Annotated in this window: 19 protein-coding genes; 10 read left to right on the plus strand and 9 right to left on the minus strand. The window is 65.3% G+C overall.

All coding sequences use genetic code 11. The annotated features are described in order from the left end of the window. Positions 1 to 30: 30 nt before the first annotated feature. From OKA04_RS04930 to recA, 3 genes are all read right to left on the minus strand, one after another. Positions 31 to 999, minus strand: a complete 969-nt coding sequence (locus OKA04_RS04930) for a polyphosphate polymerase domain-containing protein (protein WP_264500020.1) — start codon at positions 997 to 999, stop codon at positions 31 to 33. A 438-nt stretch (positions 1,000 to 1,437) separates the two neighbouring features. After that, positions 1,438 to 3,363, minus strand: coding sequence for a RecQ family ATP-dependent DNA helicase (locus OKA04_RS04935; RefSeq protein ID WP_264500021.1), 1,926 nt, complete (start codon positions 3,361 to 3,363; stop codon positions 1,438 to 1,440). A gap of 810 nt (positions 3,364 to 4,173) precedes the next feature. Next, positions 4,174 to 5,208 carry a recombinase RecA gene (gene recA / locus OKA04_RS04940; RefSeq protein ID WP_264500022.1) on the minus strand — a complete coding sequence of 345 codons (1,035 nt, stop codon included), beginning with the start codon at positions 5,206 to 5,208 and terminating at the stop codon, positions 4,174 to 4,176. 174 nt (positions 5,209 to 5,382) lie between these two features. On the opposite strand from recA, the gene OKA04_RS04945 reads away from it, so the two are divergent. Next, complete coding sequence (locus OKA04_RS04945; protein WP_264500023.1) at positions 5,383 to 8,259, plus strand: DUF2339 domain-containing protein; 2,877 nt, start codon at positions 5,383 to 5,385, stop codon at positions 8,257 to 8,259. 314 nt (positions 8,260 to 8,573) lie between these two features. On the opposite strand, the gene OKA04_RS04950 is transcribed toward OKA04_RS04945, so the two are convergent. After that, positions 8,574 to 9,803 (minus strand): aspartate kinase, encoded by a 1,230-nt coding sequence (locus OKA04_RS04950; protein ID WP_264500024.1) that lies wholly within the window; start codon positions 9,801 to 9,803, stop codon positions 8,574 to 8,576. A 385-nt stretch (positions 9,804 to 10,188) separates the two neighbouring features. Here OKA04_RS04950 and OKA04_RS04955 point away from each other — a divergent pair, with 385 nt between their 5' ends. The 7 genes from OKA04_RS04955 to OKA04_RS04985 all read left to right on the plus strand — a co-directional run bounded on the left by OKA04_RS04955 (position 10,189) and on the right by OKA04_RS04985 (position 17,844). Next, positions 10,189 to 11,055 (plus strand): LytR/AlgR family response regulator transcription factor, encoded by an 867-nt coding sequence (locus OKA04_RS04955; RefSeq protein ID WP_264500025.1) that lies wholly within the window; start codon positions 10,189 to 10,191, stop codon positions 11,053 to 11,055. Between the two features lie 54 nt (positions 11,056 to 11,109). Further along, the gene (gene rsgA / locus OKA04_RS04960) at positions 11,110 to 12,231 is read left to right on the plus strand and encodes a ribosome small subunit-dependent GTPase A (RefSeq protein WP_264500026.1); all 1,122 of its coding nucleotides are present in this window, start codon (positions 11,110 to 11,112) and stop codon (positions 12,229 to 12,231) included. A 19-nt stretch (positions 12,232 to 12,250) separates the two neighbouring features. Then, complete coding sequence (locus OKA04_RS04965; RefSeq protein ID WP_264500027.1) at positions 12,251 to 12,610, plus strand: iron chaperone; 360 nt, start codon at positions 12,251 to 12,253, stop codon at positions 12,608 to 12,610. 204 nt (positions 12,611 to 12,814) lie between these two features. Beyond that, the gene (locus OKA04_RS04970) at positions 12,815 to 15,385 is read left to right on the plus strand and encodes a DEAD/DEAH box helicase (RefSeq protein ID WP_264500028.1); all 2,571 of its coding nucleotides are present in this window, start codon (positions 12,815 to 12,817) and stop codon (positions 15,383 to 15,385) included. Positions 15,386 to 15,562: 177 nt separating this feature from the next. After that, a complete protein-coding gene (locus tag OKA04_RS04975; RefSeq protein WP_264500029.1) occupies positions 15,563 to 15,958 on the plus strand; it encodes a DUF6515 family protein in 396 nt (131 codons plus the stop codon). Between the two features lie 247 nt (positions 15,959 to 16,205). Beyond that, entirely contained in the window at positions 16,206 to 16,898 is a 693-nt protein-coding gene (locus tag OKA04_RS04980; RefSeq protein ID WP_264500030.1) for an OmpA family protein, read from the plus strand. Between the two features lie 82 nt (positions 16,899 to 16,980). Continuing rightward, a complete protein-coding gene (locus tag OKA04_RS04985; protein WP_264500031.1) occupies positions 16,981 to 17,844 on the plus strand; it encodes a D-hexose-6-phosphate mutarotase in 864 nt (287 codons plus the stop codon). A 41-nt stretch (positions 17,845 to 17,885) separates the two neighbouring features. On the opposite strand, the gene OKA04_RS04990 is transcribed toward OKA04_RS04985, so the two are convergent. Both OKA04_RS04990 and bla read right to left on the minus strand, forming a co-directional pair. Next, complete coding sequence (locus tag OKA04_RS04990; RefSeq protein WP_264500032.1) at positions 17,886 to 18,518, minus strand: hypothetical protein; 633 nt, start codon at positions 18,516 to 18,518, stop codon at positions 17,886 to 17,888. Positions 18,519 to 18,573: 55 nt separating this feature from the next. Further along, complete coding sequence (bla, locus tag OKA04_RS04995) at positions 18,574 to 19,443, minus strand: class A beta-lactamase (protein WP_425503652.1); 870 nt, start codon at positions 19,441 to 19,443, stop codon at positions 18,574 to 18,576. Between bla and OKA04_RS05000 the strand changes: the two genes are divergently transcribed. Together OKA04_RS05000 and OKA04_RS05005 are read left to right on the plus strand one after the other, a co-directional pair. After that, positions 19,438 to 20,646, plus strand: a complete 1,209-nt coding sequence (locus tag OKA04_RS05000; protein WP_264500034.1) for an AAA family ATPase — start codon at positions 19,438 to 19,440, stop codon at positions 20,644 to 20,646. The genes bla and OKA04_RS05000 overlap by 6 nt on opposite strands. Positions 20,647 to 20,718: 72 nt before the next feature. Beyond that, positions 20,719 to 22,341, plus strand: coding sequence for a hypothetical protein (locus OKA04_RS05005; protein ID WP_264500035.1), 1,623 nt, complete (start codon positions 20,719 to 20,721; stop codon positions 22,339 to 22,341). A gap of 13 nt (positions 22,342 to 22,354) precedes the next feature. Here OKA04_RS05005 and OKA04_RS05010 read toward each other — a convergent pair whose 3' ends face one another. The 3 genes from OKA04_RS05010 to OKA04_RS05020 all read right to left on the minus strand — a co-directional run bounded on the left by OKA04_RS05010 (position 22,355) and on the right by OKA04_RS05020 (position 26,259). After that, positions 22,355 to 24,232 carry an ankyrin repeat domain-containing protein gene (locus OKA04_RS05010; protein ID WP_264500036.1) on the minus strand — a complete coding sequence of 626 codons (1,878 nt, stop codon included), beginning with the start codon at positions 24,230 to 24,232 and terminating at the stop codon, positions 22,355 to 22,357. Between the two features lie 123 nt (positions 24,233 to 24,355). Continuing rightward, positions 24,356 to 25,171, minus strand: a complete 816-nt coding sequence (locus OKA04_RS05015; RefSeq protein WP_264500037.1) for a TIGR03943 family putative permease subunit — start codon at positions 25,169 to 25,171, stop codon at positions 24,356 to 24,358. Further along, positions 25,168 to 26,259, minus strand: a complete 1,092-nt coding sequence (locus OKA04_RS05020) for a permease (protein ID WP_264500038.1) — start codon at positions 26,257 to 26,259, stop codon at positions 25,168 to 25,170. Before OKA04_RS05020 ends, OKA04_RS05015 begins: the two co-directional genes overlap by 4 nt. Positions 26,260 to 26,279 lie beyond the last annotated feature (20 nt).

A 26,279-nucleotide genomic window follows, 5' to 3' on the forward strand; every position in this document is an offset into this window, starting at 1 on the left:
GAGCAGCAGTGGGGCCGGGCGGGCCGCGGGTCAGCGGGCCTTCTGCAGGTGCAGGCGCGAGAGCAGGCGCGCACACAGGATGCGGAGGGCACCCGGGGTGGTGGCGGCGGCAGGCTCGGAGAGCTCGCGGCACAGGGTGGTGGTCGCCGCGGGACGGCGGCGGCCCTTTTCATCCAGCGCCTCCGTTTTCCGGGGGATCGCCTCCGTCTTGCGAGGCGGCTTCCGCGCAGGCGGTGGCTCGGGCGTCACGGTTGCCGCCGGGGAAACGATCGGCGGGCGGCTCTTGAATTCATAGAGCTCCAGCGCGGCGGTGTATTTCGAGAAGCCACGGGGCACGAGCTTGAACTCGCCGATGAGATTCCGGAACCAGTAAGGCACCGGGCCGATGGTCTTCACCTCCATGATGGAGGAGCCCGGCTCCAGCAGCGGCAGCTCGAAGTCCGGATCGTCCGGCGTCAGCCTCACGCGGCGGAAGCGGCAGCGCGGCTCATTGTCGAAGGTAATGCGGATTGTGCCTTCCGGACCGCTGTCAAAGGCGTAGCGATGATAGCGGATCTGCACCACCGGGCGGCTGCCCGTGCCATTCACCAGCCCGGCGATCTCCGCCAGCACGCGCTGGTCGGCAGGCGAGGCAAACTCGTGGCGCACCGGGATGACTCCCTCGGTGAGCTGCTCCAGCTCGTCCAGATCCACCGGCACGCGGCGCTTCACGGTCACGCCGTCCAGCTTGTGCTTCACCTCGATGAAGGCACTCGCAGGGATGGCCCCGTCGCGCCGGCCATAGACACGGCTGCGCACGCGGCGGCGGTTCGGCACCTCGAATTGCTTTTGCCAATACGAGGAACGCTCGGTCGTGTCGTAGTATTCCGACAGTACCGGGTAGCCGTCTTCCGCACCGCGGTCGGCTTGCATCACCTCCCCGACCCGTTCACGGATCAGTAAGCCCAGATGGGGCGGGAGGACGAATTTGAATTCTCTACGGTTCTGGTTCGCGTCCATCGTAGGGGAGGCGGGTGTCAAACAGCGGCGGGTGACACTCCTGTCACAAAATCGATCCGTCGATCACATTTTGCGGTCAGAGATGCGGGTCTTGGGCGTTCGACGGAAGGAGTCGCAGAACCTGTTACTTGGTAACTCGGCCGAGCTAACAAAGTTTCGCAAAAATCCGTTCCCAATTTCTGCCAATGGCCGGGGCCATGGCACGGGGGAGCCAAGTGCATCGCCGGAGACGGGCACGACGGAGTGGAACCAGCGCGCTGAGCGCGAGTGAGTACCGGACTACGCCGGGGGAGGGAGGTGGGGGGCATGGCAGGCTGTGGGGGACAGCGATAACCGACCTGCTAGCTCGGGGGGGGAGCGACATGGAGATAAGGGAAGTCGCGCCCCTCGGCAATGTCAGAGTTGCAGCAACATGTGACAATTTCGGGTGCCGGTTTGCTACAGTTGTTCTGATATTTCCAGTACGTCTGAGAAAGATAACCGCTCCAGCAGGCCGAAGGCATCATGTCTCGACAGCCGCGCGCGTGTCACCGCCGGGCTGCCGATCCCGCACAGGAAGCGGGCGAGCTGCCGCGGGGTCTTCAGCGCGGCGTGGCCTTCCCCGCGCAGCGCGTGGATCATCCGCAGCTCCTCATCGTCCGGGCCGGGGGCCTTCGTGCGGGGGATGGGCACGGGGGTGATGCCGCGGCAGCGGTCGCAGTGGCCGCAGGGTGACGCGAGCTTCTCGCCGAAGTGCCCGGTGACGAATCCGGTCAGGCAGCCGGGCTGCTCCGCCAGCTCCACCACCTGCCGCAACCGCGCGAGGTCCGCCGCCTCGCGCTTGCGGAATTGCTCGTCCAGCCGGGTCGCCAGGTCGCGCAGGTCGCCGGGGTCCTTCTTCACGCGGTAGCCCTGGCGGATGCCGGACTTCTTCAGCGCGATGTCGCCCGCTTCCTCCAGGTAGATCAGCGCGGCCGTGATGCGCTGGGCATCCTCGCCGGTCGCCAGCGCCACCGCGGCGATGTCGAAGGTCAGCCAGCTCCGGCCCTCCTTCCCCGCGGCGAAGATTTTCCGCAGGAAGGTCTTCCGCCGCGCATCGTAGCCCGCCAGCACCTTCTCGAGGTCCCGCAGCAGCCTCACCTGGTAGCTCGACCAGAATTTCCGCGTCGCCTCGATCACGCCCTCCAGCTCCAGGTAGGTCAGCATCGTCTCCACCACCAGCGGGCGGATGTCATTCACGGTCGAGAGCTCGTAGGTGGAGATGTCGAAGTCCTTCCCCAGCCGCAGCACGTGATCGACGAAGTGCCGCGTGGCCGCCGGGGAGGGCGTGTCGCCGTGGATGAAATTCTCCAGCGTCACCAGGTCATCGCCGCAGGCCAGCAGCTCGCAGGAGGAGAGCCCGCCATCCCGGCCCGCGCGTCCGGTCTCCTGGGTGTAGTTCTCCAGGCTCTTCGGCAGGTTGTAGTGATAGACGGCGCGGATGTCCGCCTTGTCGATGCCCATGCCGAAGGCGATGGTGGCTACGATGACCCTCGTACTTCCGCCCATGAATTTCTCCTGCGCCGCCGCGCGGAATTCATCCGGCAGGCCCGCGTGGTATGCCTGCGCGGAGAGGCCGTTCTTCTGCAGGTAGGTCGCCACCTCCTCCGCGGTGTGCTGCAGCGTCACATAGACGACCGCCGCGCCATCGGTGGACTGCAGCCGGTCGAGCAGGTGCTGCTTCCGCCCCGTGGCATCCAGCGGCGTCACCTTCAGGTCCAGGTTCGCGCGGTGGAAGCTGAGCTGCACGTGATCGTCCTTCGCGATGCGGAAGCCCTTGCGGATGTCCTTTGCCACGGCGGGCGTGGCGGTCGCGGTGAGGCACAGCACGCGCGGCACCTTCAGGTCGCGGCACAGCTTCGCCAGCTTCAGGTAGTCGGGGCGGAAATTGTGGCCCCACTCGGAGATGCAGTGCGCCTCGTCGATCGCCACCAGCGCGATCCTCATCTTCCGCAGGCGCGCGCGGAAGCCCTCGTTGGAAAGCCGCTCCGGGGCCACGTAGAGGATCTTCAGCGAGCCATCGCCCAGCGACCTCATCACCTCTTCGTAAGCCGCCGGCTCCAGCGTCGAGTCCAGCCGCGCCGCCGCCACGCCCTTTGCCCGCAGGGCATCCACCTGGTCCTTCATCAGCGCGATCAGCGGCGAGACCACCAGCGTGATCCCCTCCAGCAACAGCGCCGGGAGCTGGTAGCAAAGCGACTTCCCGCCCCCCGTGGGGAACACCGCCAGCATCGACCTCCCCTCTAACAGACCCTCCACCACCTCCCGCTGCCCGCCCCGGAAGCCATCATGCCCGAAGCGCTCGCGGAGGAGTCCGGACAGGGGATCGGCAGAGGGTGTGGTCATGAGGAGGCGAAGCTATTGGGATAGGGAACCCGCTGACTCAAAGCCAATTGCCTTATATGGCAGCGAGTTTGTGAGCCAACCGCGAATGGGAGTAGAATTGCTGAATCGGCTTGGGAGCCTCAACATTTGAAGCTTGTTTAAGTGGCGGGGCATGATAGACAAAGAGGTGATGAAGCCTCTCCACTCAAGTTGTCCGGCTAGCGTAGTCTATGTTCAGAAGCCTGCACAAAGAGACTCCGGTGGTTCGATGATCGCTGCCGGTTGGTGGGTTCTGACTTTTGGATTTGTCGTCGCTTGTATTCCTGTTCTCGGAATGATGGCATGGTTGATCGGTGGATTCCTTTGTCTCGCGGCTTTCATTCTGGCGATCATCGGAATGGCAAGTGGACGGATTGTGGGAGGCATCTTCTTGCTATGCGGAGCTCTGTTGGGAGCACCGCTGGCTTACGGAATCATTCCGGTCATAATAAATTCATCAGTCCATTTTAGTTCGCCTCCGCAGGTGAACCCGTTTGCTCGATAGAGCCAATTTCATTTCCTGTTTGTGAGGTGGCGTTCGCAACCATCGTTGGATGCCGCAAGGGCGAATCCCAAGTGAGATTGAAGCATCTCTTTCACGATTCGGTGTGAGCGTCTTCCGTTTGACCAGAATGATACGGGAGATGCTATTTTTCGGATCGTCTTGAGTGACCTGTTTGCTGGTATCGGATACCGTAAAAGCGGCGGCCCCGGGGGACCACCGCTTCATCGAACGCGAACCCACCCGGGCTCGCAGATTGTCATGGGCAGGGGAGGAGTTGAGGAGGCGGCTCAGCGCTTCTTGGCGGCGTCGAGCTTCTCGCGGACCTTCTCGGAGATCTCGGTGTAGAGGGCTTCGTCGGCCTTGAGTGCTTCCTTCGCGGCATCGCGGCCCTGGGCGAGCTGGGAACCATTGTAGGCGAACCAGGAGCCGCGCTTCTGGATGAGGTCCATTTCCAGCGCGAGGTCGAGCAGCGAGCCGGTCGAGGAGATGCCTTCGTTGTACATGATGTCGAACTCGCACTCGGAGAAGGGCGGGGCGACCTTGTTCTTCACCACCTTGATCTTCGTGCGGCTGCCTTGGACAGTGCCGTCGGTGGCCTTGATCTGGCCGATGCGGCGGATGTCCACGCGGACGGAGGCGAAGAACTTCAGCGCGCGACCGCCGGGGGTGGTCTCGGGATTGCCGAACATGACGCCGATCTTCTCACGGATCTGGTTCGTGAAGATGCAGACGGTGCGGGCCTTCGAGATGAAGCCGGTCAGCTTGCGCATGGCCGCGCTCATCAGGCGGGCCTGGGCACCCACGGTGGAGTCGCCGATCTCGCCGTCGAGTTCCTGCTTCGTGACCAGCGCGGCGACGGAGTCGAGGACGATGACGTCGATGGCATTCGACCGGACGAGCGCCTCGCAGATCTGGAGGGCTTCTTCACCGGAGGAAGGCTGGGAGACGAGCAGGTCGTCGAGATTCACGCCGAGCATCTTCGCATACTGCGGGTCGAGGGCATGCTCGACGTCGATGAAGGCAGCCAGGCCACCCTTTTTCTGGGCCTGGGCGATGGCGGTGAGGGTCAGGGTCGTCTTACCGGACGACTCCGGGCCGAACACCTCGATGATACGGCCGCGGGGGAAGCCGCCGACGCCGAGGGCGCGGTCGATGAGCAGGTTGCCGGTCGGGATCACATCCACATCCACACGGTGCCCGTCGCCCATCCGCATGATGGCGGCTTCGCCGAACTCCTTCTGGATGCTGGAGATAGCCATATCGAGATTGCGTTTGCGGGCTTCGGCGAGCTTGTCGGAGGTGTCTTCTTGTGTCTTGGCCATGGCGTTTGCTTGTTCGACGGAGTTACTGGCAGAGCATTTGAACACCGTCAATCAAAAGATGTTCGGCTGAACAAAAATGAGACCCATTGGGTGGAGTTCGGGAGCTAGTAGATCGTTTTTCGCGATGTTTTGCCCTAGTTTCTCAATGAATGCAGATCGACTCATAGCGGGTAAATGAATGCTGTGACGGACGAAGAACGGAATGGCTGCAGGCGGGAGCTCGATTGGCTCCGCCAGCGCGTGGATGCGCTGGAGGAGAAACGGGATGCGGAAATCGGGGAGCTGCGGTCCTTCATCCGCCTGCTGGAGCAGAGGCTGGATACGCCGGAGCCTTCTCAGTTCGTGGCCCGCGACTGCGCGCCCGAACCCGAGCCCCTGCCAATGCCCGCTCCGGAACCCCTGCCTGTCGCAGCCCAGGCCACAGAGACGCCGCCACCTTTCCCGCTCGCAGCTCCGGAGCCTCCGCCATTCGTCGCCGCTCCCCCGGTAGTGGTGGCCGAGCCCTCCCCGGTCGTGGCATCCGCGCCGCCGCCGCTTCCCAAAGGCTCGCTGGAGCTGCACTTGGGCCGCACGTGGCTGGTGCGGGTCGGCATCGCCCTGCTGGTGACCGGGCTCGTGCTGCTGGGGAACTTCGCTTACAAAAACTGGATCCGCGAACTGCCCGCGGGCGCGCGTCTGGCCGTGCTCTATCTGGGCTCCTTTTCGATTTGCGGGACGGCGTGGTACCTCGGGACGCGGGAGACGCTGCGGCGCTTTGCCGACGTGCTGATGGCGGGCGGGCTGGCCTTCTTCTACTGGTGCACCTACGCCATGCACCACGTGCCGCGGCTGCAGGTGATCGAGTCCCCGGTGGTGGCGGGCGTGCTGTTGCTAGGGGCCGCCGGCGTGATCGCGGGGGTCTCCCTGCGGCGCGACTCGCGTGCGACGGCCACGATGGGCCTGCTGCTGGCGTCTTACTCCACCATCCTCCAGCCGCTGGGGTGGCTCTCCGCCATCTCGAATGTGGTGCTGGCGGGTGCGGGCGTGGCCTTCATGCGGCGGCCGGGCTGGGCGATGCCCGGGGTAGCCTCGATGGCTGGCACCTACATTTCCTTCCTCTGGTGGCAAATCGCCGGGGGGCATGGTGGCGGGCGGCCGGATGGTCCGGCGGTGCTGTGGTTCCTGCCGCCGGTGTGGGCGATCTTCGCGCTGCCCGGGGTGATCGGCGTGTCGCGGCACTTCAGCGGGCTCACGGACCGCGGGCGGGGGATGTTTGCCTCGGCGAACAATGTCGCCTTCTTCGCGCTCTTCTCCGCGCTGTGGCTGCAGCAGCGGGGCTCCTTCGAGGGCTACTGGATGGTGCCCGCCGCATTTGGCGCGGTGCTGCTGCTGTTGGCAGTCCTGAGACGTCCACGCGATGCCGCGGGCGGGGCGCATCTGGCGCAGGGCCTTGGTGCGCTGACCCTGGCGATGACGCTGAAGCTGGAGGGCTATCACCTCGCGCTCGCCTTTGCGGGGCAAGCGCTGGCGCTCTCCTTAGCCTTCCGGAAATTCGCCGGAAGGAGCGAGCTGGTCTTCGCGACGCTGGCCGCGGGGGCCGCGATGCTCATCTCGCTGGACCGGGTGGGCAACCCGCTGGCAATCCCAATCCCGATGTGGAGCCACGTGCTGTTCGCGATCCTGCTGGCGGCCGCGGCTTTCCCGCTGAGGGACGGGTGCGATCGCATCGGGAAGGACAGCGACCTGGGCAGGGGTGCCCGTGTGGTGACCTCGCTCGTCTTCGTCGCGGGCATCGTGCAGACGCTTCTCCTCTGCCTGCATCATTTCACGCTGCCGTGGCGCGCGCCCGCCTGCGGTCTGGTGGCGCTCGGTTGGTCGGCCTTCACGCTGCTGCGGGATCCTGCCCGGCGCTTGCCGGAGGCGGGTTGGGCGGCACTGTCCTTTGGCTTTTTCGGCTTCTTCATGCTTTTCCCCATCGTCGATGTGCCGTGGTGGTCGCCGGTGATGGCGGCTCCGCTGGCGCTGGCGACACACTGGCTGTGGCTGGGTCGTGAGCGGGCGCATCCCATCCCCGATGCCGCGAAGATGCCGGATGCCTTCCTCGCGCTCTCCGCCCTCACAGCATGCGCGGCGGTTTTCCAAGGGATCGGCTCGCTGGAGCTCAATGCGGAGGGGCGATTCGTCGTCGTTTCGCTGGCGGCGGTCGCGCTCGTGGCGGTGGGACGTTTCCTCATCGCATCGCCGATCCTCCGGATCGCCTCCACGCTGCTCCTGCTGCCGGTGCTGCATACGCAGTCGCTGCTGTCGGGGGCGGCGGGCGTGCTGCTTTTCATCCCGACCGTCGCCGCCCTCGGGGCGATGGCATTGGCCGGGCCGATGTCGGTGGCGGGCGTGATGTCCCGCGTCGCCGCGGGCTTCTCGTGGCTGATCCTGTGGCACAAGCTGGCTCCGCAGGCATGGAGCGACATCCTCGCGGCGACCGGCCTGCTGCTGGCCGTGGTCACGGTGGTGCGGCGTGGAAGGGACCTCCTTCCGGAAGCCTGGGCATTCTTCAGCCTCGCGGCGGCGTGGATGTTGGCGCAGATGGCCATCGTGCTGCCGTGGCATCAGGTGAGCACGGTGCCCGGCGTCTACGGGGCACTGGTCCTGGCCGCGGGCTTCGCCCTGCCGCTGCTAGCCCCGGCGGGGAATGCCGGCCAGCGGTCCGCCCGTCACGTGCTGCTGCTGCTGGCCTCCGGGATGCTGGCGCTGTGGTCCAGCCAGCTCATGGTGTGGCACTTCGGCTGGAAGCCGGTGGCGATCCTGTGGACGGCGCTCGGCTTCGGCCTCGTCAGCACCGGCCTGTGGCGGAAGCTCTCCGCGCTGCGCCATGCGGGATTTGCCCTGCTGGCGGTGGCGCTGGTGAAGCTCTTCGCACTCGATGTGTGGGACTTCGGCACCTTCTTCCGCATCGCCGCCTTCCTTGCGCTGGGTGTGGCGCTCGTGGTGCTCGGCTTCTTCTACAATCGCTTCGCGGACGTGCTGAAGAAGCTGCTGGAGGGGGATGAGGCCGGAGAGGCGGGGGAAGGGTGATCCGGGGTGGCGGCGGGGGAGGCGATCGCTTCCTCCGCGCCGATGCACCAAATCCGCCAGTGATGCATTGGCTCGGTCTCTATACACAACCTCGTCGAGGTAGGATGAGCCGACGTGCAAACCCCGGGTAGCTCGTGCCTCGCAACCCGGGGCTTTGGTGCGAAGTCCCCTTGGGACAGTGGAAGAGCCGCGCAGCACTTTCGCCGCCGTGCGGCTCCTTGACAGCGACGCGGTCGGGAAATTGCATGTCGACGGAACGTCGACACTCCATATGGCCGCTACGCGGCTTCCTGTGGGGACGGCTGTGCCGCCCCTTACTTCACCGGCTCCTTGTCGAGCTGGAAGGCGTCGTGGACGGCGCGGGCGGCGTCTTCGATGCGGGTCTCGTCCACGGTGACGGCGATCTTGATCTCGGAGGTGGAGATCATGCCGATGTTGATGCCGGCTTCGCCGAGCGCCTTGAACATGGTGGCGGCGACGCCGGAGTGGGAGCGCATGCCGATGCCGACGGCGGAGAGCTTCGCAATGCCTGCCTCGGTCTCGATCTTCGCGTCGGTGCTGATCTCCGCGAGCACGGTCTTCAGCGAGGCCTGCGCCTTGCCGAGGTCGTTCGAGTGCATGGTGAAGGAGTGCCGCGCGAAGCCGTCGCTCGCGATGTTCGACACGATCATGTCGAGATTGATCTCCGCATCGCCGAGCGCGCCGAGGATCTTGCCGGACATGCCGGGGACATCGGGGATGTTCGTGATGGTGACGCGGGCTTGGGAGCGCTCGATGGAGACTCCACGGATGACGACGTTTTCCATGGCAGGATGTTCTTCGAGCACCAGCGTGCCCGGGTTGTCATTGAGAGAGGAACGGACTTCGAAGACGACGCCGTATTTCTTGGCGAATTCGACGGAGCGGGACTGCATCACCTTCGAGCCGGACGAGGCCATTTCCAGCATCTCGTCGTAGGAGATTTCCGGCAGCTTGCGGGCATTCGGGACGATGCGGGGGTCGCAGGTGTAGACGCCGTCCACATCGGTGAGGATCTGGCAGACATCGGCCTTCAGTGCGGCGGAGATGGCGATGGCGGTGAGGTCGGAGCCGCCGCGGCCGAGGGTGTGGATCTTGCCCTCCGGGGTGATGCCCTGGAAGCCGGCGACGACGAGGGTATTCCCCGCCTCCAGCTCGCGCTGCATGTAGGAGGGGTCGATGTCCTCGATGCGGCCGCGGGTGTGGGAGCCCTTCGTGTAGATGCCTGCCTGGCGGCCGGTGATGGAGACGGCCTCCACCCCCGCCTCATGGAGGGCCATGGAGACGAGGGCGATGGATTGCTGCTCGCCGGTGGCCAGCAGCACGTCCAGCTCCCGCTCGGACGGGCTCTCGGAGAATTCCTTGGCCATCTTGATGAGGCCGTCCGTGATGCCGGACATGGCGGACACCACTGCCACGACCTGGTTGCCCGCGTCGCGGGTGCGTTTCACCCGCGACGCGACGTTGCGCATGCGGTCGATGGAGCCGACGGAGGTGCCGCCGTATTTTTGCACGATGAGGGCCATGGCCAGTCCGGGAAACGGGGCCGGGAGTGAAGGAAAGCCGCGCACCCTTGGCAAGCGTGCGGTGGGGCAGCCTTCCGCGGGGTGCGAGGGCACCGGAGCAGACTGGCACCCACCTGTCCGCTCCGGCACCGTGCGCGAGCGCCCCCTTTTTCGATGGAAACGAGGTGGGAGGGCACCGGATCACGGCGGTCATGAGCACGCATCCGATAACATATGGCACCCATAACCGGCGGACGACCTCAACGCTTTAGCGACCAACGACATTATTTGCCGATGAACGGCCCAAATGCCGTATGTGAAGTTCGTATTTTCCCATCGGTCTTTGACATCCCATCCCCGTGCCCCCATAGCCGTTAGAGCAATGCGGTCGGAGGGATCGGCACAGGTGGAAAGACTGGACGGCGAGGATTGGAAGTCGGTGGCGGGATGGCTGTTGGCGGAGGATCTGGATGCCGGCGTGAATCGTGTGCTGGGGCTGCTTGGCAGGCGGCACGCCGCCGACCGTGTGTGGGTCATCCGCTATGACGAGAGCTTCACTTTCCTGTGGAACACCCATGAATGGGTGGCTCCGGGCATCACCCCGCAGATGGGGGAATTGCAGGGCCTGCCGGTGGAAGCCGGGCAGTGGATGCACGAGGGCCTGCACCAGGACGGGCGACTGCTGATCGAAGATATCGGGAAGATGCCGCGAAGGGCGCGGGGACTTCAGGCGGAGTTGCAACGGCAGGGCATCCGCTCGCTGCTCTCGCTGCCCGTTTTCCGCGAGGGCAGGCTGGCCTTCCAGATCGGGTATGACGCGGTGCATGCGCGTCGGGATTGGCCGGAGGTGGTTTTCACGGAGCTGGGGGATGCCGTCTCCTTGATCGCGAATGCCCTGTGGCACCGCGGGCCGCAGGGAGTCGCTGCATTTCCCGCCGGGGATCGCGAGAGCAGGCTGATCCATCTGAAAGACGGGGGGAGTCTCGTCCCCGTCTCCGAGATCCTGTGGATCGAGGCCTCGGGGGACTACACGATCATCCACTCGAGGGGGAAGCTGCGCCAGACCGAGCGCCGCAGCGTGAAGGAGTGGGAGAGCATCCTGCCGCGGAAGGACTTCCTCCGCATCCACCGCGGGGCCATCGTGCAGGTCTCGGCGATCCAGCGGCTGGACCGCAGCGGGGGGAAGTGGCGGCTGATGCTCCTGCCGGATGGCCCGCAGCTCCCGGTTGGCCGCGCCTACCATGCGGCGGTCCGCCGTCGGCTGGGATTCTGACCCGGCGACCGCGGGCATCGACAGCACGCTCCGGGGCGGCTACCGTCCGCCCGGATGACGCTCGACGAGCTCGGATGGGATGAGAATTTCGCCGCCGCCTTTGCCCCCTACCGGGCAAAAGGCTGGTTCCCCGCGCGCCTGATCCGCGAGACCACCATCAACTACTCCGCCTTCGTCGGTGAGGACCCGGACGATGTGGAGGAGATCGATTGCGTGCTCTCCGGAAAGGTCTGGCATGACGCCGTCTGCGATGCCGATCTGCCTGCCGTGGGAGACTGGGTTGCCGTCGAGCTGGGCGGGGAGAATGAGGATCACGTGATCCGCGCGCATCTCCCGCGGCGCTCGTGCTTTTCGCGGAAGATGCCCGGGAAGACCGTCGAGGAGCAGGTCATCGGGGCAAATGTCGACATTGTCGCCGTGGTCACCGATTCCGGTGCCGACCACAACCCGCGCCGGATGGAGCGTTACTTTGCCTTGATCGGTCGCAGCGGTGCGAAGGCGGTGGTGCTGGTGAACAAGTCCGACCTCTTCCCCGCGGATCACAACGAGGCCTGCGCTGCCGAGCTGCGCGCACTTTCCGAGGAGGCTGACATTCACATCACCAGCGCGCTGAATGGCGACGGGCTGGAAGTGCTGAAGTCCTACCTGAAGGATGGAACTACGATGTGCGTCGTAGGTTCCTCCGGCGTGGGGAAGTCCACGCTGGTGAACCAGCTCTACGGCGAGGAATGGCAGTGGACCAGCGAGGTGAACGAGGTGACCGGCAAGGGCCGCCACACCACCACCTCACGCGAGCTCGTCCCGCTGCCCGAGGGCGGCATGCTCATCGACAATCCCGGCATGCGGGAGATCCAGATGTGGACGGACGAGAAGACCCTCCGCGACAGCTTCGCCGACGTGGAGGCGATGGGGCACGACTGCCGCTTCGCCGACTGCAAGCACGGCAATGACAAGGGCTGCGCCATCCGCGCCGCCATCGAGGCCGGCACGCTGGACCTGCATCGCCTGGAAAGCTTCCTCCGTCTCGACGATGAGATCGAAAAGATCCGCCGCCAGGTCAAGAAGCGCCAGATGACCGTCGAGCGCTGGGCGAAGCGAACCCACCGCGTGAAGGCCCGCAACCTGGAAGACCGCATCCAGCTCGAGAAGGACGAGCGCGGCGAGTGGCGCGGGTGAATGCTAGACCTTCCTGCCGATGAGCAAGCAACCGGCCCCTGAATCGATCGACGCGTATCTTGCCCCGCTGCCTGCCGGGACTCGCGAGATCCTTGAAACGGTCCGGGGCATCGTGAGGGAAGAAGTGTCCGGCGCGACCGAGACCATTGCCTATCAAATGCCTGCCTTCCGGGTGGAACGGGTCTTTTTCTACTTCGCTGCTTTCAAGAAGCACCTCGGCATCTATCCGCCGGTCGAGGGCGATGAGGACCTGCTGAAGCAGCTCGCGCCGTACCTCGGTCCGAAGGGCAACCTGAAGTTCCCCTTCGAGGAGCCCATCCCCTATGAACTCATCCGCCGCGTCGTCCGGGCGCTGGCGAAACAGTACGCGAGGCGTTGATGCGCTTGCCAAGTCGCGGATCTTTCCCTGACTCTAAGCGCTCACCTGAACACCTCTTCCGAAATCCACCCGTTCTTCGACGACGCCCTCTGGGAGGAGCGCTTCGATGAGGATTGCCTGCAGGCCGGGCAAAAGCTGCGGCCAAAGGTCCGTGAGCTTTCCGGCAGTTGGCCGGGCGATGACAATTTCCTGCTGGAGGCTGACGTGGCCGGCGAGAGGTGCGAGGTGACGCTGTGGACGAATGACGGGGCGTGGGACTTTGAAAGCACCTGCTCCTGCGAGATCCGCAGCTTTTGCCCGCACGCCGCCGCCCTGCTGGGCGAGGCGGGGAAGCCGCGGAATATCGGCCGCGTGCTCGATGGCAGGCCGGTGCGCAGCAGCCATGTCGCCCTGCCCGGTGCCATCGGCGAGCCGGTCGATCCGGCGGATCTTCCGCATCTGGAGCTCACCCCCACCTTCCTGCTCTCCGTGGTGCGCGAGCCGACGGAGACGAAGGTGGTCCGCCTGCTGCTCCAGGCGCTGAAGATCCCGGACATGGGCGACTGGGTCGTGGCCCGCCCCATCGCCATCTACGGCGGGCATCGTATTTCGCTCGGCGGCATCCCCGGCCCGCGCGAGCACCGCGTGGAGACGCCGCAGGGTCCGCTGGTCATTCGCCGCGACATCGCCGCGGAGATGAATGCCATCCTCTCGCTCCAGCAGGCCGGCCTGGCCAGCCTCGCGGGGCACTCGCAATTCCGCTTCCTCCTCGGCCTCGCGGGGAAGGGGAAGTCGGCCACGGCGAACGAGGCAGGCCTGTGGTTTCCGAATCCGAGCCACGGCGCGCTTGCGGAGTTTTGGCCATGGCTGCGCGCCACCGGCGGACCCATCCTGGAGGGCAGCGGTTGGACGGTGACCTTCGACCACGAGGTGGGCCACGAGATCATCGACCTGGATCCGGACAATTTCGTCTACCTGCTGGAAGACGATGGCACCGGGTGGTTCCACCTTTCCGTCGGCTTCGATGTCGCGGGCAAGCAGCTCGACCTGCTGCCGATCCTCGCGCAGTTGCTGGAGCGCGGTGCGATGGAGACCACGCTGGAATTCCCCGCCGATGGCCACTTCCTGCATCATCTGGAGGACGGTCGCGCGCTGCGCCTGCCAGCCGCACGCATCCGGCGCATCCTCAAGCAATTCGCGGCGCTCATCGACCCGCGGCGCTTCAAGGGCTCGAAGCTGAAGCTTCACCCGCTGGATGCCGCGGCCATCGCCACCTCGGACGAGCTCGGCATCCAGGCGCCGGAGCGTCTTGCCGAGCTGGCGAGCAAGCTGACGAATTTCTCCGGCATCGAGCAGACGCCGCAGCCCGCGGGCATCAAGGCGGAACTGCGCGAGTACCAGATGGCGGGCTTCCGCTGGATGCAATTCCTCGCGCGCCATGAGCTGCACGGTATCCTGGCCGATGACATGGGCCTCGGCAAAACGCTGCAGACCATCACCCACATCCTCGCGGAAAAGGATAGCGGACGCTCGCAAGGGAAGCCGACGCTCGTCATCGCACCCACCAGCGTGGTGCCGAACTGGCGGGCGGAGGCGACGAAATTCGCGCCCTCGCTGCGCATCCTCATGCTCGATGGCCCGCAGCGGAAGAAGTACTTCCGCTCCATCCCCTACGCGGACCTTGTCCTCACCTCCTTCGCGCTGGTCCAGCGGGACATCGAGGCGCTGAAGGGCCACTCCTTCCACCTCGCCGTGCTGGACGAGGCGCAGTACATCAAGAACCCGACGTCGAAGGTGGCGCAGGCCGTCTGCCAGCTCGATGCCCGGCACCGCCTCTGCCTCTCCGGCACGCCCGTGGAAAATCACCTCGGCGAGCTGTGGAGCCTGATGAAATTCCTCATGCCCGGCTTCCTCGGCGGACAAGAGGACTTCAACCGCCGCTTCCGCAATCCCATCGAGAAGGACGGCGACGAGGATCGCCGGCTCTTGCTGAAAACCCGCGTGGCCCCGCTCATCCTGCGGCGGAACAAGACCGAGGTGGCGAAGGAACTGCCGCCGAAGACCATCCTCATCCACCCCGTGGAGCTGAATACCGCGCAGAAGGATCTTTACGAGACGGTGCGCGCGACAATGGACAAGCGGGTGCGCCAGTCGATCGCCATCAAGGGCCTGGAGGGTTCACGCATGGTCTTCCTGGAGGCGCTGCTGAAGCTGCGCCAGATCTGCTGCGAGCCGAAGCTGCTGAAGTTCGAGGGCGAGTCGAAGCTGGAGGCGGACTCCGCCGGATCCGCCAAGCTGGACTATCTCGCGGAGCTGCTGGAGACGCTGATCGAGGAAGGTCGCCGCATCCTCATCTTCTCGCAATTCACCTCGATGCTCGAGCTGATCGAGAAGCACCTTCAAGTACGGAAGACGCCGTACTTGAAGCTCACCGGCGAGTCGAAGAATCGCGGCGAGCTGGTGGAGAAATTCCAGACCGGTAGCTACCCCGTCTTCCTCATCTCGCTGAAGGCGGGCGGCACCGGCCTGAATCTCACCGCCGCCGATACCGTGATCCACTACGATCCGTGGTGGAATCCCGCCGCGGAGGCCCAGGCCACGGACCGCGCCTACCGCATCGGCCAGACGCAGCCCGTCTTCGTCCACAAGCTCATCTGCCAGGGCACCGTCGAGGAGCGCATCCACCAGCTCCAGGCGAAGAAGAGCCAGCTCGCCGACAGCCTGCTCTCCGATGCCGCCCGCGCCGCCGCCCCGGACGAGATGACCTTGTCCGCCCTGCTGGCACCGCTGGGATGAGGTGGCCTTGGAAAGTGCAGAATGCGCATGCTCCGCGGCTGATCTGCACGCTGCGCGGCCTGCCGGGGCGGGGAAATCGTTGGGAAATCGTGGTCCGTGCCACGGGTATCCCATCTGCGAGGGATGCATCCGCCGGTCAGGGAGCCTCCCATGCCGGGCAACAAAACCACGATTACCATGAGAACGAAACTGATGTCCGCGGCCGCTCTCGGCCTCCTCGCCCTCGCCACGAGCTGCACCTACTACGAAACCCCGACTTCGGCACCAACCACGGAAACCACGACTACCACTTACTCCGGCGGTGAGATCGTGACCACGCTGCCCAGCGGCTACCGGACGGTGAATGTCGGCGGCACGCGCTACTATAGTTATGGTAACACGTTTTACCGCGCCCAGGGCAGCGGCTACGTGATCGTCGACTCGCCCTATGCCACAAGCGACGTGCAGGTCATCCGCGAGCTACCTGGCGGCTACGAGGTGGTGAATCGCGGCCACGACCGCTATTATCGCGCGGGTAACACCTACTATCAGCAGCGCTCCGGCGGCTACGTCGTGGTCCCCGGTCCATTCTGAGCCGGGAGTTTCCACGAGAAAATCAGGCCGCCCCGCACTCGTTGCCCGGGCGGCTTTTTCGTTGTGGGCTGCTGCCAGTCGCATGATGCATGGGCTGGTGAGGCATCGCCTGCATATCGCAAGAATGCCTTGAATGACGCCGGACGAGAGCAGTCGGGATTTCCTTCCAGCTACAGGCATTGCCGCGCATGGCCCGCTCCGGCACGTGCCATGCGGGAGACTGAACCCGCCGATAAGGCATGTTACCATGAAACCGAATCCAACCCTCTTGCTGCTCTCCGTCGTCTCTCTTCACGCACAGGAACCGGCCCCTCCAGTGGTGATCGAACGCGTTCCGCCGCCCGTGGTGATCGAGGAAAAGGTCGTGCCCGCCCCGCCCCCGGTCGTGGTGGAGCGGACGGTGACGGAGGTGGTGCCGCCTTTTGATCCCGCACTAGTCAGGCAGCGGCTCGCCATCGTCCCGAAGGCCGTGCCGGTGGTACCGCCGGGAGCCACTGTCGAAACCACCGAGACCGTGGTGCGGGATCCCACGAACCGAATCTACCACGTTGAGCGGAATGTGGTGATCGTGGATGGCCAGGAGCTTCCATACGTCACCCTGCCGGTCCTTTTCGAAATCGAGACCGCCAAGTTGCGCGACTCCACGTCCCGCGCCGCGCTCGAGCACACGGCGCAAGCCATCCTGGAAGTGCTCGCCACGAATCCGGAAGCAGGCTTCAAGATCGAGGGGCACACGAGTGTCGATGGGGAGGAAGATTTCAATCTCAAGCTCTCCGGCGATCGTGCCCGTCGTGTGTATGACGAGCTGACGGCGAGATATGGCGTGCCTGCCAAGGCTCTGGGTGCGGAAGGCTTCGGAGAGAAATATCCGTCCCACCCGAATGGCACTGCCGCCGAGCTGGAACTGGACCGCCGGGTTCTTGTCGTTCGTGTGAAGTAAGCTTCCTCACGCGAGCAGGACGGGCTGGCGATGGCTCAGGGGGAGCTTGCGGGCATGGCGGTGGATTTCTAACATCCCGCCGATGAATGCATTGCCCGCCTGCATCCGCCTGACCCATCCAGCCGAGGATTATCCCGTGCTGGAAATCGATCACCCCACCTGCCGGGCGCGTGTGGCATTGCATGGCGCGCACGTGATGGAGTGGCAGCCAGCGGGGCATGCCCCGGTGCTGTATTGTAGCCCGCAGGCGGTCCTGCGCGAGGGGAAGGCGATCCGCGGCGGCATCCCGATCTGCTGGCCGTGGTTCGGCGCTCATCCGACCGACCCTACGAAGCCCGCGCATGGCATCGTCCGCACTCGCTTCTGGCGGCTGACCGATAGCCAGGATGGCGGCGAGTCCGTCGAATTGCGCTTCGAGCTGGAGTCCGATGATGCGACCCGCGCGATCTGGGGACATGACTTCCACGTCATCGTGGAGATCCGGCTCGGTGCGGAACTGCACCTCTCGCTGATCTCGCACAATACGGGCGAGACCGCCCTCGAGGAAACGGGAGCGCTGCACACCTACCTCGCGGTCGATGACATCGCGAATGTCGAGGTGACCGGCCTGGAAGGTGTGGCCTATCTCGACACTGCGGCGGGGCAGCGGAGCAGCGGCGTGGAGGAAGGAGCGATCCGCATTGATGGCGAGTATGAGCGGACCTATGGCTCCACCGCCACCGTCACGTTGCGCGACGCCACCCGCACCCTCCACACGCACAAGCACGGCAGTGCCTCCACCATCGTCTGGAGTCCCGGCGTGGAAAAGGCTGCACGGCTCGGCGACATGCCGTTGGAAGATTTCCGGCGCTTCCTCTGCATCGAGACCGCGAATGCGCCGGGTGCGGAGGTGACGGTGAAGCCCGGAGGACACCACGTGCTACGGACGCGGATCACGGTATCTTGAACCTTTTCTGCCACTGGCCAGCGGGTTGGCTGCCGACCCTTTCAGGTATTGTGATTGATCAGATAGACGCGGCCCTCATCGAGATCGACCGCGAAGAAGTCGATATTCCCAGGAGAGTCCCCGTGATCATGGTGAAAGTAGGAATACCATGTGCGCTTTTTCCCGAGGGCTGCCCGGAGGTTTGAAAAGTGCGGCTCCAAGCGCGGTTCGTTGCCCGCGTCGAGACTGCTCAAGGCAAACTCGAGATACTGGTCCAACGCAGGGTCAAAAGGTGCTTCCGTCCACAGGTGGGTCTTCCAGCGATCGCGGTCGGCGGGGCGCTCGGGATACCTTCCAGTCAAACGAAGATCAGCCGAGACAAAGCGCTGTCGGATCGACTCCGAAAGCGGATACACGGCGAAGGAGTAGCCGTCGCCTTGGAAGCCTCGCTCGGAGTCATACTCGAAAATTGGGCGGGAGAACGTCATCTTGCCATCGAAGACTGCCTCCAGGCTTTTGCGATAGACGAGGTGGTCCGAAAGGTGTCCAGCGGCCAAAAGAACCGCCACACCGATCACCGGGTAGGCGATCATCCGGCGCAGCTTTCGCCAATCCTTCGCCCGGCACGTTCTCATGATCAGCAGCAGGTAGGGAATTCCCCCCACGACCGCGGCAAGAATGAGGAGCAAGATCACCCAAAACATTGTGCTAAGAAATGCCGTCGCAGCACCGAATCTTCTCTAGCTTCGTTCACTCCTCCACCACCAGGGTCTCGCGCACCAGCTTCGCGGCGTCCGCGATGACGGTCTCGCGCTGGTCGGCGGTCGCATCGGCTCCGTCGTAGTAGATCGCGATGAGGACGGGCTTCCGGTCGGCGGGCCACACGATGGCAATGTCATTTGCGGCACCATTCTGGCCGGTGCCGGTCTTGTCGCCGGTTTTCCATGTGGGATCCATCGCCGCGCGGATGCGCCTGTCACCGGTGCGATTCCCCACCAGCCATGCGGTCAGCTTCTCCTTCGAGGCGTCCTTCAGTGCGGTGCCGAGCAGCAGCTTCTCCATCGTCGCCACCATCGCATCCGGCGTGGTGGTATCGCGCTCGTCGCCACGGAGGTTGGCATTCAGCCCGGGTTCATTACGGTCGAGCCGCGAGGTCTTGTCGTCGATCGAGCGGAGATAGCGCGTCAGGCCCTCCGGGCCGCCGACAGTGTCGAGCAGCAGGTTGGCTGCGGTATTGTCGCTCCAGATCATGGTGGCCTCGCAGAGCTCCGCGACGCTCATCGCCCCGGCCTTCAGATTCTCCTCCTTTCCCGTCACCGGGGTCCACGGGATGAGGTCCTCTTTTCCATAGGGGATCTTCCGCTCCCACTGCTCATCGCCCGCATCGACACGGGCCGCCACCGCTGCTGCGAGGAGGAACTTGAAGGTGCTGCACATCGCGAAGCGTTCGCCGCCCCGATGGGCGACGGCCTTTCGCTCGCCAAGTTCCAGCGCGCTCACCCCGAGCCTCCCGCCGTGGCGCGACTCAAGCTTTGCAATGCCCTCCTTGAACGACGTCTCGGAAGCCGGGGCCACCAGCGACAAGGAGAGGGCGAGAAGAGTCCGGATCACCAGATGCATCCGCTTCCCGTAAGCTCGCCGCCGCGTCGCAACAAGCGGAAGAAATCGAGCCTGCTTGCCACCGCTGCCCGGATCGGGCAGGCATGTCCGGTGCTCCGCTCCCTGCACGTCTGTGGCTATCGTTCGCTCCGGGACTTCCGCGTGAAGTTCGGGCGGATCACGGTGGTGACGGGGGAGAATGGCGTGGGGAAATCGAATCTCTACCGCGCGCTCATCCTGCTCCAGCGGATGGCCGAGGGACGCTTCGCCGAGGCGGTGGAGTCGGAGAGCGGCATGCCGGGGCTGATGTGGGCGGGCCTGCGGCGGAAGGACGGTCCGCGTCGCGTGAGCTGGGAGATCGAGGATGACCATTTCTCCTTCTCCCACGAATGCGGGCTCATCCCGACAACACCGGGCGACCCGACGAAATTCCGCACCGATCCGGATGTCAAAACGGAGGTGATCCGTGCCGGGGGCATCAAGGGCCGCCCGATGGCGAAGCGCGCCGGGACCTCCATCAGCGTGCGCGGGGATGACGGGAAGATGGAGACCATCTCGCTGCCCTTTCACCTCCCGGAGTCGATGCTCAGCGAGGTGCGCGACGGCTTGCGCTACCCGGCGCTGACGGCAGTGCGCGAGACCTTCCTGGCGTGGCGCTTCTATCATCACTTCCGGGTCGATCCCGACTCGCCCCTGCGGCGGCCGCGGGTCGGCTTCTGGTCGCCGGTGCTGGCGGGCGATGGTACGAATCTCGCGGCGACCCTGCAGAGCATTGCGGAGTCGGGTCGGGAGGCGGTGTTGGATCAGGTGGTGGAGAAGGCCTTCCCCGGCAGCAGGTGGCGGGCCGTGGATGACCAGGGGCGCTTCCAGCTCCAGCTCTCCCGCGACGAGCTGGGGCGCTGGCTGGATGCGAGCGAGCTTTCCGATGGCACGCTGCGCTTCTTTTGCCTGTGTGCCGCGCTGCTCACGCCGAAGCCGCCGCCGCTGCTCGTCTTCAATGAACCGGAGAGCAGCCTTCACACGTCGCTGTTAGAGCCGTTGGCGGACCTGATGGCGGCGGTGCCGGAGGAGACGCAGCTCATCGTGGTCACGCATGCCCGGGAGCTGGCCGAGCGCATCCGGGAGCGCTGCGAAGCGAAGTGGGTGAAGCTCGTTTCATTCGAAGGCGAGACCCGGCTGGAGGGCGATGCCGGAAGCGGGCGGACGTGGACCTTCGACGACTAAGTAGATACCGCCGTCAGTGCTTCATCGTGAAGCTGGTGTCGGGCCATCAGCTCTGGTAGATTGTCCATAGCTGTGAAACACCCATTCACCCTTCCCGCGGCGGCGCTGGCCCTGGCGCTGCTGACGCCCGCCCACGGACTCACCCTCCGGACCTACAATGCGAGCAGGCATGCCCGCTTCTCCTCAGGCTTCCCGGGGAATCCGGTGATGAATCCGAGCTTCCTCCACGACGCGACGAAATTCACGGGCGTGGGGTGGTGGTACATCCAGGGGAACCCATCGGCGAGCGACACGCAGCTTACCCTCGTCTCGCCGCGGCACGTCATCTCCGTGCGGCATCTGGAAAACAACTTCAACGGGGGAAACCAGCTCGTGCGCTTCGTGGGGTCGGACGGGCAGGTGCACACGCGCACCATCGCGGCCTTCACGAATATCCTTGATGGCTCAGACAAGATCGACCTCGCGATCACCCAGCTCTCCGCGCCGCTGCCCGCGACGGTGAAGCCGCTGCGCTACTGCAACAATCTCTCTGAGGTCCAGCTCACGGGCGATGCGCTCATGGTGCTGGGGAAGAACCACGTGAGCGGGAATTCGGTCTCCGGCGGCTCTTCCACCATCGGGCCGTTCGCGAATCTGCCGTATGATCCCTACTCGGATAACACCCGGGTCTTCAGCTTCGATTACTTGGTTGCGGCGGGTTCGGCGGACCAGTGTTACTATGGTCCTAGTTACGGCGACTCCAGCAGCCCGGCATTCGTTGACCACAATGGCGAGCCCGCGCTGGTCGGATTGGCTGCGGTCTTCGTAGGCAACAATCCACTGGTCTATCAGAACTTCTGCACCTTCGTGCCCGCTTACATCACGCAGCTCGATGCGGTGCTGAATCCCGCGGGCTACCGCATGCGTCCGGTGCAGTATACGCCCACCACGCTCTCGGTTTCCTCCGTCTCCTCACCCGCGAGCCTGCGGCAGGCGTATGGCGGGAGCATTGCATTCACCTTCTCCAACAGCGGTGCGCAAGCGACGGGCAGCGCCGGGCTCACGCTGGCCTTCGATCCCGCGCAGGCACCGGCATCGGTGACGGCGCCGGGCTGGATCGTCGAGGCGATGGGTGGCGGCGTGTGGTCCATCCGCAAGGCGCTGATGCCCGCCTCGGACAGCATCGTGGCGACTGCCACGTGGACTTCCATGCCCGCCGTGGCCACGCTGGGCGTGACCGCGACCGCCGAGTCGGACACCGCCACCACGGTGACATCGCAGCCATCTTTCACGCTGAAGCCGACCTACGCGGCGTGGTCCACGGGCCTCAGCGAGCCGGCGGAAGGCGACGATCCGGACGACGATGGCCTGGCAAACCTGTTGGAATACGCACTCGGCGGAAATCCCGGAAGCGGCTCGATGGTCCTGTCCGGAACGCAATACCTGCGGCCGGAGATTTCCGCATCGGGCGGCACGATCACGCTGTCCTATCCGGAGCGGAGCGATGCTGTAGTACGAGGCCTCTCGTACATCGTCGAGACATCCACCGCGCTGGATTCGCTTGCCGGTGCCACCACCTTGCCTGCCGGGGCGGTGTCCGGCACCGCGGCCTTTTCGCCCGACATACCGGGCTTCGTGAAGCGGACGATCACGTGGCCGTCCGATGGCCCGCAGCGCTTTGCCCGGGTAAAGGTGACGCTCGCCGAGACTCCTTGAGGAGGCAAAATTCCTACGGCTGGATCTCCACGCGGTCGCCGAGTTCGGTGAGCGCGAAGAGCTTCTGCGCATTTCCCGCGGGCACGCGGATGCAGCCGTGCGATGCCGGGTAGCCGGGCACCACGCCCTGGTGGAAACCGAAGTCACTGCAACTGAAACGCTGGAAGCACGGCATGCTCGCGTCGTACAGCGTGGAGGTCCAGGTGCGGTACTTGTTCGTGATGGCGAAGGTGCCGGTGGGCGTGGCGTGGCCCTTCTTCCCGGTGGAGACGGCGGTCTTGTAAAGCTCCAGCCCGGACGAGTCATAGACGATCGCGGTCTGGTCGGAGAGATCCACGACGATGCGGCGTTGCTCCACGATGGGGTCCTTGCCCAGCAGCACGCGCATCATCCGCACGTCGCTTTTCCGCGCGGCGATGTTGATGGGCCACATGCGGTTGCGCTTCGTCCACACGCTGGTGCGCGCCCCGGCGGCGAGCAGAGCGCGGGCGGTATCCGTGCAGCCGCTGTCCGCGGCGAGCATGATGGGGGTGACGTTCGTGTCGTTCTTCAGCAGCCAGCGCAGGGTGCCGCCCTTCACCGCCTGGATGAAGGACTCGGGGACCTGCGCGGGCAACGTGGCATTCGGGTCGATGCCGCGCTTCAGCAGCTCCTTCACGATGCCCGCCCGTCCCATGATGATGGCGAGGTGCAGCGGCGACTGGCCCTCGGCCACCGGCTGGTCCGGTCGTGCACCGCGATCCAGCAGGCGCACCGCGGTGCGTGCATCGCCCTCGCGGATCGCCTGGCCGAGCGGGGTATCGAGGAAGGGCGCGGGCAGCGTGCGCGGCTGGCCACCGTGCGCGGCGATGATCCCGGCGTGATAGCTGCGCTTGGTACGACAGGCCTCGTAGTAAAGAGGCCGGCCATCCGCACCGTAGCAGAGGAAGAGATGGAGGAAGTCCACGCGATCGTCCGCCAGTGCCGCTTCCAGCGGGCGACGGCCTTGCGAATCCGGTGTCTCCGGGCAGGCACCCAGCGAGAGGAGCAGGCGGCAGGCATCGATCTCGCGGCGGTCGTATGCTCTCCACAGCGCCTCTCCCCACGAGCCCGCCAGCGGCCGGGCACCCACGGCGGCGAGAGTCCTTGCGAGATCCAGATCGCGTGAATCGATGGCCGACTCCAGCGGCATGCGGCCGGTGTGGTCCGGTAGATTCGGATCGGAGCCCGCCTTCACCAGAGGAGCGGCGAGGTCGCGCCAGTCCTTGCGGAGGGCGGCGACGAGCGAGGATTCATTCGCGGCATTCACCGCGGCGGCATCGGCTCCCAGGTCGAGCAGCTCTTTCATCAGGTCCCGCCGACCGGCCTCGATGGCCACGTGGAGGAGGGGATTCCCGGCTGCGTCCTTCTGGTGCGGGTCGGCCCCGCCTTCCATGAGGCGGCGGACGAAGGCGAGACGGCCATTGCGGATCGCCCAGGGTAGCACCTTGTCCCCATCCGGGGTCAGGCCAACGGGGGGCGCACCGGCGTCCAGCAGGCGGTCGGTCATGGCGGTCTCGCCCTTCGCGACGGACAGCGAGACGGGAGTCACGCCCGCGGGAGTCGGGGTGGCAAGGTCGGCCCCCTTTTCGATGAGGTCCCACGCGATGGCTGCGTGGCCGTGGCCGATGGCGAGGTGCAGCGGCGAATTCCCGTCGGCATCGCGTTGGCCGGAGTAAACTTCGGCCTCCAGCAGCAGCCGGGCGAGGGCGGCATCTCCCTCCTGCACGGCGGCGAGCAACGAGGCACCGGAAGCTTCCACGCCGCGCTTCCCCAGCTCCCGCAGCGCCTCGCGCTTCTCATTCCGGCACGCGGAGGCGGACACCGCGATCAACGCGGCGGCGACGGTCCGGATGGCGGATCGGGTGAACATGGCAAGGGCGACGGGCGTCCCTTATCACGTGTCGGTTACATCGACAAGATCCTACGCAAAGGAATCCATGGGAGATATTCCGACGGGTAAGGAGCCATTCGTGACCATGAAAGTCTCGCGGCGTCAGAAATTCGACCGCATGAAGGACTCCTCGGCCGGTGGCGGGGCCTCGGCGGCGGTGTCCACTTCCAGCACCGGGACATTGCCCTCGCCCTCGTCCGGGTAGCGCATGGTGCCGGCCAGCTTCATCCACGTATTGTCCTCGACCTGCGGGACCTCGCCCTTGAAGCGGACGATGATGGGGATGGCGCGGCTGTCGGCGGCGCAGCAGGTGATGAAGAGACGGTAGAGGCGGCGCTGGTTTGGCACCACGGCGTCCGGGTCCTGGATCACGCGGCCTTCCGTTTCCACCTGCATGCCGCCCACCAGTTCGCGCATCTCGGGGTCGCCGGCGCTGAAGAAAAGCTCCATCAGGCCGAAGGTGTGGTAGCCGTCCGCGTTCTTCGGGTGCTGCTTTTCGATCAGCTCCTTCGTCAGCGGCGGCAGTGCGCCCATGATGAGGGAACTCGCGTCCGCCGGGGTGTCCATGAGGCCCTTCCGCGTCAGCGAGCCGAGCGAGAAGGCGTCCTTCGTCCACGAGACGCCGAGGCCCAGCGGCAGCAGCAGGATGAGGAAGGCGGCCAGCGGATGGACGTCCATGCTCTCATGGTCGTGCGCGTCATCCGGCCCGTGGTCGTGCCCGCAGGAGGCCTCCTGGGTCGCGGTCAGCAGGTTGAAAAGTCCCACCACGCCGAGGCCGAGGCCGCCCGCCATGACCAGCGGCCGGAAGTCCGGTGCGAGGTACTTCACGATGCGGCCGCTGGCGTAGAAGTAGATCAGCACCGCTGCCCAGACGAGCAGGGCGATGGAGAAGAGCACGCGCTGGATTTTCGGATTCACGGTTTCGCGAGCGAGAAGATGGCGGCCTGCCAGGCGATGGATGCCGCCCCGATGGCGACGAAGAGACCGAGCGCCAACCACAGGATGAAGCGCTTCCGGAGCACCGTCTGATACAGGAAGAGCAGCTTCACGTCCAGCATGGGGCCGAAGACGAGGAAGGCCAACTTCGCCCCGTAGGTGAACTTGTCCAGGGTGGCGGCGATGAAGGCGTCCGACGTGCTGCAGAGGCTGAGCACGAAGGCCAGCGCCATGAGCGCGGCTGGGGCGGCGATGTCGTTCTTCGCCAGGCTGTCGAGCCAATCGGCCCCCGGGGCAATGCCCGTATTGAAGAGCGCGGTGATGGCCACGCCGATGACGAAGTAAACGCCCACATCCACGAAATCCCGCATCGCCGAGCGGAAGGCGGCGATCAGGCGGTTCCCGCCGTCATCGTGCGAGTGGTGGTGATGGTGGCCGTGATCGTGTCCGCAGGCCTTGTGGCTGTGATCGTGACCATGATCGTGGTCATGGCCGCAGCAGCCCTTTTCATCGTGATCGTGGGCATGCCCGTGGGAGTGGGCGAGGGCGGGGACAGGCGCGTCGTCCTTTTGAAGGCTGTCCACTAGGCGCTGGCGGAGGATCTTCACCAGCGGGATGCGCGCGACGACGAGGCCGACCAGCACGGCCACCAGGAAGCCGAGGCCGAGGCGCGAGACGGTCATCACCAGGCTGGCCGAGTAGGTGAGCTCCTCGCCGAAGGGGATCTCCGGGCCCTTGAAGGCCTTCCACGTGCTGAGCGCCGTGATCGGATTCACGATCGGCGCGGCGAGCATGTAGGTCAGCGCGCAGGAGACGGGCAGGCCCTTTTTCACCAGCCGCCGGATCACCGGCACCACCGCGCACTCGCAGACCGGCAGGATGATCCCCAGCAGGCCCGCGACGAGGATGGCGGGGAATTTCCGCTTCGGCAGCAGCCGGTCCATCGTGCCCGCGGGCAGGTAGATATCGATGAAGCCGCTGATCAGCGTGCCGAGCAGGATAAAAGGCGCGCCTTCGAACAAAATGCTCAGGAAGGCGAAGGCGAAGTCCTGTTGGGAGTCCGGCGACACGTCCGGAGGAAAGGGACTGC

This window comes from Luteolibacter flavescens (assembly GCF_025950085.1).
Classification (GTDB): Bacteria; Verrucomicrobiota; Verrucomicrobiia; order Verrucomicrobiales; family Akkermansiaceae; genus Haloferula; species Haloferula flavescens.